Here is a 14,863-nt window from a genome sequence, read left to right as displayed (position 1 = left end):
GGCATGAAGAAGATGAAGCTGGAAATGGTGGTGCTTCGCAGCCGCGCCCCGCGTGGTCTGGAAGCTGGGCTCGAAAGCACAAATCCTGAAAGCGTGCGTCGCGGCAGCCTGGACGAAGTCATGGACCCGCAACTGATTGCGGCCAGGAGGCCTCGCGCGGCTGCCCATGGTTTCGAGGATGTCGACGTTCAGGTGGACGAAATGAGCGCCGGCGATCGCCGGCGCTTTTCCGCCGATCCAACGGTGCTGTCGATCACGCCGAAGATGCCGGTCATGCTCATCGCGGCCTTCCCCACGGCGAAGGCTTCGCCGAAGGCCGCGACCGTCGGTTGGGGCATCGAAGCCGTGGCCGCTACAACGAGCCCGTTCAGCGGCGACGGCGTGACAGTGGCGGTGCTGGATACCGGCATTGACAGAACCCATCCGGCGTTCACCGGTGTCGACTTGGTCGGCCGCAATTTCATAGGTGGCGCCCCGGATGACTTCACGGACGCCGAGGGACATGGAACCCATTGTGCCGGCATCATATTCGGCCGGGATGTCGACAACTGCCGGATCGGTGTGGCCAGAGGGGTTAAGCGGGCGCTCATCGGCAAGGTTTTGGGTGAAGGGGGTGGGTCGTCCGAACAGATCGTACAGGCGATCCTGTGGGCCCAGCTTGAAGGCGCCAATGTCCTCTCGATGTCGCTGGGGATGGATTTTCCCGGCTACCAGCAATTGCTGATGACCAAATACCACTACGCGCCCGCGCAGGCCACGTCGCTTGCGCTCGCGGGCTACCGGCTCAACACGAGGCTTTTCGACGACCTGTCGCGCAGCATGGTCGATCACGATGGTCTGATGGCCGGGCAGGTCGTGACGGCCGCCGCCGGCAATGAAAGCCACCGGCCGGACTACTCCATCATCGTCGCACCGCCGGCCACCGGAGAGCGGTTTCTATCCGTGGCGGCACTTGGCCGCAAGAAGGACAAGACCTTCCGCGTCGCACCCTTTTCCAATGAAGGCGCGACGATAGCGGCGCCTGGAGAAGAGATCGTCTCGGCTCGGACAGGCGGTGGTCTCGTCGCCATGAGCGGCACCAGCATGGCAGCTCCCCATGTTGCCGGAGTGGCAGCGCTGTGGGTGGAAAAGCTCAGGCAGGGTGACCAGTTCACCGCCAGGAATGTCATCGACAAGCTCAAGGCGACGGCGTTGGGGCTTGCGCCGCTGTCCAAGCAGGATGTCGGCCAGGGCCTGGTCCAGGCACCGCAGATGAAATGAAGGGCCGGTTTCGGGCCGGGCCTATTCTATTCTGGCACCGGCAGTGCGAGCCCAAGTATGTGCGGACAGCCGGAATTTCTGAGGAAGGGTATTCTCATGGCCGAAAGTGTTTTCACGATAAATAGGCTGCATCGGGGCGGTTCGCGGTGGCAAAAAGTAATCCCATAGCCGACCTGACCATGTTCGTCCGGCGCCGGATTGCCGGCGGGGGCGAAGAAACGGGAACTGGCCTGTTGATCACGCCGCGCCTGGTCATGACCGCGCTCCACGTGGTCTGTCCTTTCGGGGGAGATCGTGTTGTCCCGGCGCATCATTTGCTGAAGCTTTCCGTACGGTTCGAGATTGCATCCAGCGTGGCGCCCGGGACCATTGTGAAGTTTTATCCGGCTCGGCTGGTATGGCCGCCTTCCGGCGCCGCGGCGTCGAAAGATTTCTGCGACATCGCGCTCCTGGCGCTCGACAATGAAGGCCTGAACGAAGGGGATGAAGGCTATCTTCCCGACGACTGGGTGCTCGCCGCGCAGGATCTGATCAGGCGTTATCACCTCGAGGAAGCCACAAGGCGGATACGTCTCGGCATCAGCGGGCATCGGCCGCCGGCGGTGGATTTCATGGGCTATCCCCTCGCTGGAGAAATAGCCCTGAAGACGGTGCAAAAGGCCATCGGCCGGGAAAACATTCCGCTGCCGCTGCCTATCGGCGGCGCTGTCCCTCTCGCGGATCCGCCCGAGGGCTATCTTATCTTTCTCTACACCACCCAGATCTGGCCGCCGACGCCCGAGCAACCGAACCCCTTGGTGGGCATATCCGGCGCGTCTGTTTATCGTGTGCAAGAGGCCGGGGAATACGTCGAGATCTATGGCGTGCTCAACCGCCTGTTGTCGAATGATGGCGCAACCAGCCTGTTGTCCGTCGCGCCGGTTCCGAGGCCCAATGGCAACCAGTCCGACGCTGACTTCTGGTCCTTCGTCCCGGCGGCCATGGCATTTGTCGAGGCGGACTCCCGGCAGCGTGCGCTGGACGTCATTCATCGGCTCGACCGCATCGAGCCGGTAGAGATTTACCTCGACGGATTTCGAATCAAACGCCCACGCAGTTACTTTTATGTCTTTGTCACCACGAGTTGGGACGGTCCGGACGCTCTATGCAGACGGCTGCAAGAGGTGAGCACAAACAGCGACAAGCCGCTATTCGACAGCTCCTTTGCCTTGAACCCACCGTTGGTGACCATTCAGAGCATGAATGGTGCGGCGGACTGCGCGCGGCTGTTCGCCACCCTCGCCAGGCAGATCGGGGCGCGGGCACCCGGCGAGAGTCCGGCCCAGCCGACCATCGCCGACAGGCTGGCAAGCGGCGCCGGGCCGCGCCTGCTGCTTTTCGACGTCGATGAGTCTCGGATTTTCGATGAGGATACGGGCGAGCGGCTGGAAGGCGCGGTCGCGATGCTGCGGCAGCTGATGCTGGAAATCGCCGGCTGGGCAAAGCAGGAATTGATCCCACAGGGCGGCATTTCATACCAGCGGGCAAACCCTCTTGTCACGGTTTTGCGGATCCAGGTGTCGTCGTCGTGCGAGGCTCACCAGGCCTTCAAACAGGCCAAGGATCTGACCCAGCGCGCCATCGCCCTTTTCCAGGACGAATGTGGATCCCCCGAAGGCATGCATTGCGAAGTGTGCAGTCAGCCCCTCGACGAGATTTCGTTTTCCGACTTCGGCTCCTGGTGTGAGCAGCAATTCCGCACCGCCGACTTTTCCGGCACGCTCGGCAACGCGATGGAGCCGCCATTCACGGGTGGCACGTTGCGCTTCAACACTATCTGGAAACGTCTCAACGCGCTGAAATAGAACAGGAGACAAGCATGATCGGTCTCGATCTTAACGGTGATCTTCTCAAGAACAGGCTCGACGGCGCTTCTTTCGGCGGCCGCGCCGCCGGCGCCAAGAAGCGGCCATATCTGCCCGACGACAGCCTGACGACAGCGGCAGCGCTCGCGGTCCTGCTTGGACAGCCCTTGCTGTTGAGTGGCCTGCCGGGTGTCGGCAAGACCGGGGCGGCCTATCATATCGCGTCCAGCCTGTTCGGAGAGGGCCAGGAGCCGATCCGCGTCACCGTCACCACGCAAACCACGGGCCGCGACCTCCTCTACAAGTTCGACCTTTTGACCCGTTTTCACGACAAGGATTTGCCGCTGCGACGCCTGTTGCGTTTCGAGGCGCTTGGGCGCGCTATCGTGACCGCCTGCGGCGGCAGCGCGCTGGTGTTGGACGCGGCCACGGATCAGCCGGTCACCGAGCCATCGCGCATTGCGGCAATCGTCGGCGACGTGGCACGGGAGCCGGGGCCGCTGCTGCTGCGCGACCTTTTTGAGCCGGCGGAATGTCCACCGGACAGACCCAGGCCCAGCGTCGTGCTGATCGACGAGATCGACAAGGCTCCGCGCGATACGCCCAACGATCTGCTCGAGAGTTTCGAGGCGATGCGCTTTACCGTCGATGAGCTCGGCCTGAAGATCGGCGCCAAGGATGCCGCCGGGGACGACACCGAGCGTCGTCGCTCGCGGCCGGTGATCGTTGCCACCACGAATGCGGAAAACAACTTGCCGGACGCTTTTCTGCGGCGTTGCGTGTTTCATGAAATCGCCATGCCTGACGAGGCGCAGCTGAAGCGGATCGTTTCCGAGCATCTGAGGACCATCGACAAGCTCGACGACGGCAAGGCCAATGACTTGGCCAATGCGGCCTTCGCCGTCGGCGACCAGGTGGCCAACCGGATCAAGGGCTCGTCACGGCCTCCAGGTACCGCCGAATACATCGCGCTTGCGCGTGCGGTCCATGTCTCGCCGATCAGCGCCGCCGAATTCCTGGCGGCCATGGACAGCAACGTCAAGACACCCTCGGTCGATCTGATCAAGGCCCTGCTTGGCGTCCTGGTGAAGACGGCTGACGATCTCGGCAAGGCGCTCGGCGTATTCCCGTCCCTATCGCAAACACGATGACCGGCCCGCGCGAACCGAGCACGCCGCAATCCCACCCGCTTCAGGGGTGTTGGGACGAGCTTGGCGGTCGCGGTGACATCGAGCACCTGCTGTCGGAACTGGCCGGTATTGCCGGCGTTGCGCTTGGCGTCGACCGGGTGACGAGGCTGGGCGTTGCATTGGCGGTTCTTGCGGGCCGCGACGTGCGGTTCGCATCGGCGACCGAAGCCGCCGATGTGATGATGCCTCTGCTCACGGTCAACGGCGAAGCGCAACTGGCTGGGCGTGCCGCCATAGCGACTTTCTGGAATCGGCAGCAATCGGGCCCGCCCATATGCGATCAAGAAAAGCAGGCCTTGCCCGTGCCGTGGCATGAACGGCTCTACAAGCTTCGCTATCGCAGTTTGCTTGTCGCGGCGCTGATCGCCATCCTGGTGCTCGCCGTGGGCTATGTTGTTTTCGAGGTGCCGCATGCGGCGGTTGAAATCACGCCGAAGTCGCCCTCTGTCCATCCGCCGCCTTCGCCGCAGCCATCCGCCACCTTCTGGCCGTGGCTGGCGGAGCTCTTCATGCAGGACCTCCTGCATCGTCTGTTTGCCATTCTTGCGGTGCTGTGCCTTGCCGCGCTCTGGTGGGGTTATGCCGGCAAGCGGCGCGACGAGCGCCTTGCTCGTGACAGGAAAGACGGCACCGTCGCCTCGACGATGTCGCCGGAAGCCAGCGAGATTTTGTTTCCCACTGCGGTGGTGCGGCGGGCTGGCCGTCTGCTGCGCCGGCCGGTTCGCGTTGCCGGCCACCGCATCGATATACGCCGCAGCGTCGCGGCGTCGATCGAGGCCGCCGGCTACCCGACTCTGGAAACGGGCGTGGAACCGCGTGCTCCCGATTGCCTCATGCTGATCGAACGCCTCGGCAATGACGACCATCTGGCGGCTCTTGCCGACGCGTTGGCTAAACGGTTGCGCGATGGTGGCGCTGATCTGCTGCGCTACGAATTCCGGGTCTTTCCCGACGTGCTTGAAGCCGTCGGGCGCCGTTTTGGCGGCCAACCGGTGGTTTCGCTCGCCGCCCTCTCGCGCCGCCACCCGGGAGCTCGGGTCGTCATCGTCGGCACGGGGCGCGGTTTTTTCGAGCCCTATGAACAGAACAAGCTGCGGCGCGGCAAACCCTTCTTCGGCGAGCCCGAAGAACTGCCATGGGTCGACTACCGTGACGCCGACCGACAATTACGGCAGCTGCCGCGCGCCCTTCCGGCCTTTCGCGAGCCCCCGATCCTGATGACGCCGTCTCCGCCCGATCGTTGGGGGCCGGCAGAGCGGGCCTTGCAGGAGGCCGGCTTCGCCGTCATCAGCCTGGGCCTTGCGGAGGACTCGAACGCCGGCCTGGAAAGCGCGGTCGAAGCTATTGTCACAAGCAGGCGATCGCAGGCCGTCGATCGTGGCGTGATGGCGCAGGCCACTCCCGGTTATGATCCGCTGCTGCTGGAACTTGATCGTGCCGACTTCGCGAGCGACATACCGCCCGTCGACGATGCCTTCCGCGACCGGCTGGCGCGGCGCGTCACCGCCTATGCCTGCGCCCGCATAGGCGAGCTGGAGGAAGGCGAACTGCCTGACGACCCCTACCAGCAGGACGATTTCGCGTTGCGGGCGGGAGCCGGGCTGGCGGCACTGGCCTTGTTTCCCAGGCTGGATCCCAATTTCACGCCGGCGCTGTGGCGGCAGGCAACCGGGCAGGCGCCGAGCGCTGCCCGGCTCGCACGACTTGCCCGGCTGCCCTGGTTCCGGGTGGGACGCATGCCGGACTGGTTCCGCTCCGACCTCGCCAGGTGCTTCCAGCGCCAGACCGAACGGCTTGCCAGGCAGGATCTCTGGAAGAAACTCCGCACCGACCTCACCGTGTTTGCCAATCTGTGTCTGGTGAGGTCGTCGGCGGCATTCGGGACCCAGGTCTATCGCCCATCGACGACTGCCGAGAAATTGCTGTCGCAGATGCGCGAGCTGCGAAAAGGCGCCGACCCTGCTTCTCGGGCGCTGGTCGAAGAACGATTGTTCCTGACCTTCGTCGAGAGCGGCGAGGTGGCGGACGCGGATCTCGCCGTGCACATCCCCGCGCCGGACCGGCTTACGCCGGCAATGCGCCTTTCGCTGTTGGGTTTCGGCATTGCCGCGCTCGTTGCGGCCGCATTCGCGCCCTGGGGCCTGAGAGCAGCATATTCATGGGCGGCGGTGAGGTTCGATCTCAATCGCGACCAGCCTACCACCCAGGTGTACATGCTGCTCGCCTGCCTGCCGATCCTGGCAGTAGGGATCGGTCTGTCGTTCAGGGACATTTTTCGTATAAGAAATTATCCGACAACCACATATGCATACGGATTTTATGTCTGCGTATTGTTGGTTGAGATGGCGTGTCACACCATTCAGTACGCAGCGGTTTCGTCGATAAGGTCCGGTGGAGACGCATTCGACATAATTCAATACGCAATTTTCTATGGATCATTTCTGGGTGTGGCGGCACTTTTGCCGAGGCTCATTTTCAAATCGCCGGCGGAGGTGGAGTTTCCCGAGACGGGTAAGGCAAATTCGATCTCCATCAGGTTTTCGATAGCCATCTCTTCGCTCTTCGCCCTCCTTCCCATATCCCTGAACAATTTTGTCGACGAACTTGCCGCTTTTATCCCTGCGGCTATCATGTCGTTCTTGTTTGCCTTTTCGGCAGGATCCAATGTCTCAAAATCAAGGGTGACGTTTGGTGTATTCATCCTGTTCTGGCAGATAACGATATTTTTCCTCTTTACCGACATTGCAAATTCAGTAATATATAAATATAATGACGTATATTATGAGTACTATAAGCTTCCATTATATATAGCAATTTGCCTTCCTTTGATCGGAGCCGCTTCCTTTGCTGGCAATGATTCCGTAAATCTGAAACGCATCCTCTTCGTCTTCGTGTCCACCACGTCGGCGGCCTTCGTTTCACTGCTGTATTACCGAACGTTTGCCTCGACGGCGGCCTTGTCGATCCTGGGTCTCCTGGCGAGCGCCATCGTGCTCTGTTGGTACCTCGTTTTGAGGAACCGGCGTATCGGGCTGCGTCTGGCGATATATGCCTTGAGGTTCCTGACACTCGGTGCAGCCGGCCGATTTGGGTCCGCCTGGATCAGCCTGTTCCTCAAGGCTGTTCTAGGCGGCACCGTCGTTGCCTTTGTCGCCAATGCTGTCGTTGCTCTCCTGCTGTTGCGAACTGGCATAGTGTCCACCACGCAGCCGATGCGGTTGCCGGGCTTGGCGTCGAAGGTTGACCCGCAACTGCCGGCACAGGCCGCCGCCGTGATTTCGCTCCTCCTGGCCAGCTACGTACTCTGCCGTCTTGCGATGAAGATCTATCCGGTAGCGAAGGCACCTGTCGCGGCCTTGGCGCAGAGACAGCAGCAACCGGCCGTTGCGCGATGGTTGGTGGTGCTTGCCCTGTGGGCCGTCGCTGTCCTGCCGCCGTCCCTGCACAACTGGCTCTCGACCGCTGACCTGATGAACATCGGGGCACTCAGCAAGCTTGGCGCGCAAGGCTTCGGCGCGATCGATTCGACGACAGCGGCGCTTACCTGGATGCTGCAGGTCCTGTTCTGGCTCGGCGGCTCGACATGGTCCTGGCTGGCCTATCTCGCCTTGCCGGCGGCATTCGGCCTTGGCCTGCGCAATGGGCCCGTTGCGGATCGGGCGATCTTCCTCGGATTGTTGCCCTTCCTGCTGGCCGTGACCATCCCGCCAATGTCGACGCCCGGCGGGGTTTGGATGGTTCCTCTCGTATTCCTGCTGCTGCGCCTCGCGCGCGAGCCCGCTCTGGCGCAGCGCCTGCTGCGCTTCGGTGGAGGTTTTGGCGGCCAGCCCGCCAATTCCTTTGTCATCTTCGCGCTTATCTTCTCTTTGGTGCTGCTGCTGTCACCGGCTTTGACCAGCGGATCCGAGACCAGCGGCTTGACAGTGAGGATCGATCCGGACCTGGTGAGAGTGGCTGTCCTCGTGTTGATCGGCGCCATGCGATTGCCCCGCTGGCCCGTGCTCGTCGCCCTTGGTCTGCACGTCGCTCTCGCTGGCTTTCCTGTCGGCAAGCTCAGCCATGCTTTGGCTGACACCAGCATCGATCTCGGCCTTGGATTATCCCCTGGCGAGGCGCTCGATCTGGTGCTCGCCTACTTTGCCGTGCCGATGGCCAGGAGGTTGCGGCGCGCGCCGCTGGCCGCAGGTGCGATCCTTCTCGGCGCGATGATCGCGGCGGCAATCGTCCTGAGCTTCGGCAATGGCGGGGTGTCCGTGGGCACGTTCATTCAACTGCCGACAGGGGTTCTGTACAAGCCCACGGGAGCAACCGTAGCCATACTATCCCTGACGATCGGCCTGTTGAGCCCTCCTGGGGAGCGGATGCGGTTTCTTCTTCTTGTCGTTGGCTCGATCATGGCCGCCGTCACTGCACTGGCGCCGTTCTATGCGGCGCTGGCAAGCAGCGGCTCATGGACCGGAGTCGTTTTCGTGACCCAGCCGGAGGCTCTGACGTCGCCTCTCGCCGATCTGGTGGCCTCGATCCCCGCCATGGCGCTTGCCGCGGCCTTTATCCGGTTCGGTCAAACCGCGTCGGATATGATGCTTGCCCGCCGCGAGGAAAGCAGGTGGTCGTTGTCGGGCGCGCCCCGCCGCTTGAGCGAAGCCATTTTCGGAAGCGTGCGAGAGGAAGTCGCCGGCCGGGAAGCTGTCTTCGGTTCAGACAATGAGGCTGTCTCGAATCCCGCGAACACCACCAGGGAAGAAGCGGTGCGCCAATGACTGAGCTGACAACACCGGACCCCGATCGGGATGGCCTGCCGGCAACTTCATTTCCAAATCTCCTGGCCTTCCTGCTGGCCCTGCTCGGTCCTTGGGGAATTACAACCGCTATGGGGGCGCTTGCTCTGGTGCTTCTTTGCTTTGGCCTTGGCGTGGCATGGCAAGCTTCACCCCGGCTGCCCGCGAATTCCGCCAACGACATTGTCCCGCCTCCGATCGATGGCGCAGTCGGTTCGGACTCAGCGCAACAGCCATCGCCGGCCCCACCCCCGACGCCCGGCGGCCAAAAAGCAAAGTAGGGTCAGATCCTAGACCACCTCCTTGTTTTGACGCAATTCCCTAGGGAAAGCGCTACGCGCTTTTCCCGGGAAAACCGTTTCACGCCTTTCCTGGAATTGCTCTAGTAGTGTATCGGCCCGATGGTCCCGCCGCCGCAGGCGATCGCATCGCCGTTGATGGCGACGCTTCGCGGCGAGGCGAGGAATGTGACGACATCAGCGACTTCGGCCATATCGACCAGGCGGCCGATCGCGACATTGGCGGCAAGTCGCCGTTCGATTTCCTCGGGCGAAACGCTTGCCGAAGCCGCGCGGGCGGCGACCAGGGGAGCGGTCTTTTCCGTGCGCGTCAGGCCAGGATGGACCACCGTCACGTTGATCCCCTTCGGGCCCAATTCGTCGGCGAGATTCTTGGTCAGGGCAGAGACGGCAACATTGCGGATCGAGCCAATGATCGAGCCTGTCTGCCGGGCAGCGAGCCCGCTTACGTTGATGATCCGGCCCCAGCCGGCGGCGGCCATATGGGGAGCGGCCTCACGCGCCGTACGCAGATAGCCCATCACCTTGACGTCCACGTCATCCCAGAACAGGTCGTCGGTGATCTCGGCCAGCTTGGGCGGTGGTGTCTGCCCGCCCGGCTTGGCCGCGGCGTTGACCAGGATGTCGAGGCCGCCGAGCGCCGCGATCGTTCCTGCCACTAGCGCTTTGACCGAACTGTCGTCCTGTGTGTCGACGCCTAGTCCGACGATCTTGCGCCCGGTTTCCGCAGCCAGTTCGCGCTCGGCGATGTCCAGATCGGCAGCGTTGCGGGCGGCGATGACAAGATCCACGCCTTCCAGGGCCAATTGCCGGGCGATGGCGCGGCCAATTCCTTTGCTGCCGCCTGTGATCAGGGCGCGTTTGCCGTTTAGTTGCAGATCCATGGCTTGGTCCTCGGCTATGCGGGCGGCTTCTCCGCGAAGGCTGGATATTGCCGCGAATTTACCTGTGTTGGGAGCTTCGCCTCTTGCCTAAACCGCCAGGAGCTTGCGGACCGCGCCGACGATCGCCTCGTCCTGCGGCTCCGTGTCGGAACCGAACCGGGCGACAACGACCCCCTTGCGGTCGACCAGAAACTTCTCGAAATTCCAACTCACTTCGCCGGCCGCGGGCGCGGCACCCCTCCCGGCCAGCCGGGTCACCAGCGTGCTGTCCGGCTTGAAGACAGCCTTTGGCCGCGCCTCGATCAAGGCTTGATAGAGCGGATGCTTTCGCGGTCCCGTCACCTCGATCTTGGCGAACACCGGGAACTCGACCCCATAGGTCAACCGGCAGAATTCCTGGATTTCGGCATCTGTTCCCGGTTCCTGTCCGGCGAAGTCATTGGCCGGAAAGCCGAGCACCACAAAACCCTGGTCGCGATACGAGCGATAGAGTGCCTCCAGTCCGTCATACTGCTTGGTGAAGCCGCATTTGGAGGCGACGTTGACGATCAGCAAGACTTTGTTGGCATATTCGCCCAGGCTTGTGGTTGAGCCGTCGGCGCGGCTGAACGGAATGTCGTGGATCGAGGCTGTCATAAGCAAATACCCTGCAGGTGAGATCGCCCGGTACATTGGTGGCTTTCTGGTTCCCGTCAAGGAAAGCTGTTCTCCAGAGCTGAGATTGCCGGGTTTGCAAGATCACGTTTTCGCCACCCTCACGCCGTGGCTGATGCTCTGCCATAGCGGTCTTATGGCAAAGGTCGTGGTGAGCTTCACACCTTAAAATTGGAAGGGATCAGCCAAATCAGAAGCTAGGTTGTTGACGGCGTCTTTGATGTAAAGCGCTATACGCTTTGGATACGGCAGTAGCATAGAATGACGTGCAATTCGGCGGGTCCGCGGCCCGGCGCCAGTCCGCGAAACGATGTGGAGAATTCGATGCGGAACACGATGCTGGGCTTCATGGCACTTGCTCTCGTCGCGTGCCAGTCGGCTCCCGCGGGGCCGCAACCCGCCGCTCCGGAACCTGCGCCGGATCCTGTTGGCACTCCTGCTCAGCCTGTCTCGAGTATCGCCGCGGCCTCAGCGGGTTCGGCGATCATGGATCCATCCGTCACGATCACTCCTCCTGCGAAGGGCGTTCCAACAAAGTACGCCGCTTTTTCGGGCATGTGGGCCGGGCGATTGGAGGGCGCGTATGAGGCCAAAGTCGCCGTGCAGACGATTTCAGCAAACGGCAAGGTGACGGTCACTTTTGCCTGGGGCAATCTGGGCGACAACAATCCGGGCGAGGCCGCCGGTGAAGGAAGAATTGTCGGGAGCACATTGAAGCTCGGGCGCCTGCCGAATGGCGCGGACATCAGTCTGACGATGATGCCTGACGGGACCCTGGCCGGAACCTATGCGCTCGCTGGCCAGACCTATAGGGGCCCGTTCATCAGGCAATGATCAAAACCCAACCGGTCGCCTTGCGGCCGGCCTGCATCCGTCAGCCGGCCATCCAGCCGCCATCAACCATCAGGTTGATGCCGGTGACGTAGCTTGCCATGTCGCTGGCAAGGAACAGCGCCGCTCCCGCCACATCGTTCGGGGTTCCAAGCCTTGGCCAAGGCGTACGACGGAGCGAATAGTCGAGCGCGTCGGGGTCGTTGGCCACACCAGGCTTGCCGGTGATGATCTTGCCGGGCGCGATGGCATTGCAGACGATCAGATCGTCGGCGTGGTCGACCGCGATCTGCCGCGTCATCTGCACGATGCCGCCCTTGCTCACCGAATAGGGAAGGTCGCCGGGGCAGGCCACCATGCCATGCTGCGAGGAGATGTTGATGATGCGGCCGCGCACGCCGTCGACAGTCGTCTGTGTGAGCATTTGCATCACCGCCCGCTTCGAGCAGTAGAAGAAGCCGGTCAGGTTGACGCCGATGACGCGGTTCCATTGCTCCGGCGTGGTGTCTATCAGGTTGGTGCTGGTATAGATCGCGGCGTTGTTGACCATCACATCGAGCCGTCCGAATTGCTGGACCGTCGCACCGACCAGCGCGTCGACGGCGTTCCAGTCGGAGATGTCGGTCCGGATGTAAACGGCAGCTCCGCCGGCCGAGCGGATCAACTCCACGGTGCTCTCACCACCCTCGATCGGTTGCTCCACCGTGTCGGCGATGATGACGTTCGCCCCCTCGGTCGCGAATTTCAGCGCGATCGCGCGGCCGATGCCGGAACTGCCTCCGGTGACGATGACGGTCTTGTTGGCGAGCAGGGGCATGGTTCTCAGCTTTCCCGGGTGACGATGTTTCCGACGTTCGGGTCGATCAGTTTTCCTTCGCGCACGATCTCGCGACCGCGCAGGAAGACGCTTGTCAGCCGCGCCTGGACGGTCCAGCCGTCGAATGGCGTATAGCCCGCTCGCGATACCTGATCGGCGTTGGCGATCGTGCTGGACTGGCGCGGATTGAGGATGAGCATGTCGGCGTCGTAGCCGCTGGCGATCTTCCCCTTGCGCCGGCCAAGCCCGAAGCGCTCGGCCGGATTGCGGGCGCACAGGCGCACCAGGTCGGGCAAGGCGATCAGGCCTTCATCGACCAGTTTCAGCATCGCCTGCAGCAGTGTCTGCAGCCCCGGCATGCCGCCCGGAATGTCGGCGAAAGCCGCGTAGGGCGCCGCCTTCTCGGCTGGCGCGTGCGGCGCGTGATCGGTGGCGACGATGTCAATCAGCCCCGCGCCGAGTGCCGCGCGCAGCGCATCCACATCATGCGGCGAGCGCAGGGGTGGCGAAGCCTTGAGATTGGCGCCCTGCATCTCATAGTCGCCGGCGTTGAAGAAAAGGTTCTGCGGCGTGGTTTCGACGCTGGCGTCTGCGATCCCCCGCAGCCGGCTCCACGTCTCGACGCCGAGTTCGGAATTGATCTGGCGGACATGAATTCTGGTCTCGGCCGAGGTGGCGGCGACAAGCGCTCGGGCGATGCCGTTGGCCTCGGCGAGCGGCGGCCGGCTGGCCTGAAAGGCGGCGATGGTGCCTGAGCGGTCGCGCATCGTGCTGCCGGCCAGGATCGATTGATCGCCGGGCGAGATGCCGATCAAAGTGTCGGTGCCGGCGAAAGTCCGCAACGCCTCGGCCACGGCGTCGAGCGTCGCGAAGAGGAAGTCATCGGGCACATCGGCGGTGAACAGCTCAAACGAGACCGGCGCGAGATCGAGCAAGCCCGGTATGCGCGACAGTTTGCGGCTGATGACGGTCTGCAGGCCCACATCGACATGGATGCGGGCCTCGGCCATCGCCATCTTGTCGGCAAGCTGTTCGGCCGTGGCCGTCCATGGCTCGTCGGTCGGCATGTCGAGCACCGTCGTCACACCGCCAAGGGCCGCCGCATGCGTGCCGGAGGAAAAATCCTCCTTGTGCGTCAGGCCCGGCTCGCGCAGATGCGCGTGCGCGTCGACCAGCCCGGGCAATAGATAAGCACCGGCGGCATCGAAAACGGTCCCGGTCGAAGCCGTCTCGCCCGGCGCGACGAGTGCTACGATCCTTCCGTTGGTGATGCCTACATCGCGCCGCTCGAACCCTTCGGCGTTGACGATGGTGGCTCCCCGGATCAGCGTTTCGAACATGCCGCCATTCTCTTTGCCCTTGTCAGCCGCGCCGCTCGAAGCCGGCATGGTTGGCGAGCCAGAACCGGGCGATGTCTTCGCGCCGCATGAAGGCAGCCGCCGGGTTCTGTTTCACGTGCTCGATCACCTCGCGCAGACCGGAAGCCCGGTTGGGTTGGCCCATCCAGCGCGCATGGATGCCGATCGTCAGCATGCGGCCACCAGTCTCGTCAGCCTCGTCGAGCATGTAATCGATGGCCGAGCGGCAATCCTCGGCGAAGTCGCGCGGATTGCTGTAGCCGGGCGCCACCAGATAGCGGCTGTCGTTGAGTGTCTTTGAATAGGGAACGACCAATATCTGCGTGCCTTGGTGATCGGCGAAGTAGGGCAGATCGTCATTGCAGGGGTCGGAGTGGTAGAGGAAGCCACCTTCCTCGACGAGCAAATCGCGCGTGTTGACGCTGGGCAGCGAGCGGCAGTTCCAGCCCAACGGGCGCCTTCCCAGCAGCTTGTCGTAGAGGGCCACGGCTTCATGCAGGTGGCGCCTTTCCTCGCTGCGTTCCATCGTCGTGTAGTCGATCCAGCGCAGGCCGTGGCCGAGCAGGTCGTGTCGCCGCGTCTTCATCCATTCGACGAAGGGAGGGTTTTTCTCCAGCGCCACCGCACAGGCGGAGATGGTGATCGGAATATCATGGCGGTCAAACAGACGCACCAGGCGCCACACGCCGGCCCGGCTGCCGTACTCGAAATGCGTCTCGGTGCCGAGGTCGCGCACCGGCGGGCTCGCGGTGAGATTGTACTCTCCCCAATTATCGTTGCGGCCGTCTTCGAGCCAGGAATACTCCGAGCCTTCCTCGTAGTTGAGCACGAGGTTGATGGCGAGCTTGACGCCGCCTGGCCAAGTCATGAAGGGCGGATGCGGACCATAGCCGACGAAGTCGCGCGGCTGCGACAGTTGCGAGGCGACGCTCTGCGTCATGACAATTT

Annotated in this window: 10 protein-coding genes; 5 read left to right on the top strand and 5 right to left on the bottom strand. The window is 62.8% G+C overall.

Annotated features, from left to right (window positions below):
* The first annotated feature begins 3 nt into the window (after positions 1 to 3).
* The 4 genes from EB815_RS29860 (at position 4) to EB815_RS29845 (ending at position 9,054) form a co-directional block, all read left to right on the top strand.
* Entirely contained in the window at positions 4 to 1,260 is a 1,257-nt protein-coding gene (locus tag EB815_RS29860) for a S8 family peptidase (RefSeq protein WP_056564939.1), read from the top strand.
* A 146-nt stretch (positions 1,261 to 1,406) separates the two neighbouring features.
* Positions 1,407 to 3,104, top strand: a complete 1,698-nt coding sequence (locus EB815_RS29855; protein ID WP_155772368.1) for a hypothetical protein — start codon at positions 1,407 to 1,409, stop codon at positions 3,102 to 3,104.
* A 14-nt stretch (positions 3,105 to 3,118) separates the two neighbouring features.
* Entirely contained in the window at positions 3,119 to 4,255 is a 1,137-nt protein-coding gene (locus tag EB815_RS29850) for an AAA family ATPase (RefSeq protein ID WP_056564934.1), read from the top strand.
* Positions 4,252 to 9,054: a hypothetical protein gene (locus tag EB815_RS29845; RefSeq protein WP_056564930.1), complete on the top strand. Its 4,803-nt coding sequence runs from the start codon at positions 4,252 to 4,254 to the stop codon at positions 9,052 to 9,054. The genes EB815_RS29850 and EB815_RS29845 overlap by 4 nt, the downstream gene beginning before the upstream one ends.
* 400 nt (positions 9,055 to 9,454) lie before the next feature.
* On the opposite strand, the gene EB815_RS29840 is transcribed toward EB815_RS29845, so the two are convergent.
* Together EB815_RS29840 and EB815_RS29835 are read right to left on the bottom strand one after the other, a co-directional pair.
* Positions 9,455 to 10,255 (bottom strand): SDR family NAD(P)-dependent oxidoreductase, encoded by an 801-nt coding sequence (locus EB815_RS29840; protein ID WP_056564925.1) that lies wholly within the window; start codon positions 10,253 to 10,255, stop codon positions 9,455 to 9,457.
* An 87-nt stretch (positions 10,256 to 10,342) separates the two neighbouring features.
* Positions 10,343 to 10,891: a glutathione peroxidase gene (locus tag EB815_RS29835; RefSeq protein WP_056564922.1), complete on the bottom strand. Its 549-nt coding sequence runs from the start codon at positions 10,889 to 10,891 to the stop codon at positions 10,343 to 10,345.
* 342 nt (positions 10,892 to 11,233) lie between these two features.
* Between EB815_RS29835 and EB815_RS33700 the strand changes: the two genes are divergently transcribed.
* A complete protein-coding gene (locus EB815_RS33700) occupies positions 11,234 to 11,743 on the top strand; it encodes a hypothetical protein (protein WP_244493914.1) in 510 nt (169 codons plus the stop codon).
* 40 nt (positions 11,744 to 11,783) lie between these two features.
* Here the strand turns inward: EB815_RS33700 and EB815_RS29825 are convergent, their stop codons facing one another.
* Genes EB815_RS29825 through EB815_RS29815 form a run of 3 tightly spaced genes read right to left on the bottom strand, consistent with a single transcriptional unit; the run spans position 11,784 to position 14,855 of the window.
* The gene (locus tag EB815_RS29825; protein WP_056564919.1) at positions 11,784 to 12,557 is read right to left on the bottom strand and encodes an SDR family NAD(P)-dependent oxidoreductase; all 774 of its coding nucleotides are present in this window, start codon (positions 12,555 to 12,557) and stop codon (positions 11,784 to 11,786) included.
* A 5-nt stretch (positions 12,558 to 12,562) separates the two neighbouring features.
* A complete protein-coding gene (locus EB815_RS29820; RefSeq protein ID WP_244493913.1) occupies positions 12,563 to 13,945 on the bottom strand; it encodes a dihydroorotase in 1,383 nt (460 codons plus the stop codon).
* Positions 13,920 to 14,855, bottom strand: coding sequence for an allantoinase PuuE (locus tag EB815_RS29815; protein ID WP_056564917.1), 936 nt, complete (start codon positions 14,853 to 14,855; stop codon positions 13,920 to 13,922). Before EB815_RS29815 ends, EB815_RS29820 begins: the two co-directional genes overlap by 26 nt.
* Between the last annotated feature and the right edge of the window lie 8 nt (positions 14,856 to 14,863).

The sequence above is a fragment of the Mesorhizobium loti genome, assembly GCF_013170705.1.
Taxonomy (GTDB): Bacteria; Pseudomonadota; Alphaproteobacteria; order Rhizobiales; family Rhizobiaceae; genus Mesorhizobium; species Mesorhizobium loti_D.
This window is presented reverse-complemented; position numbering and strand designations above follow the sequence as displayed.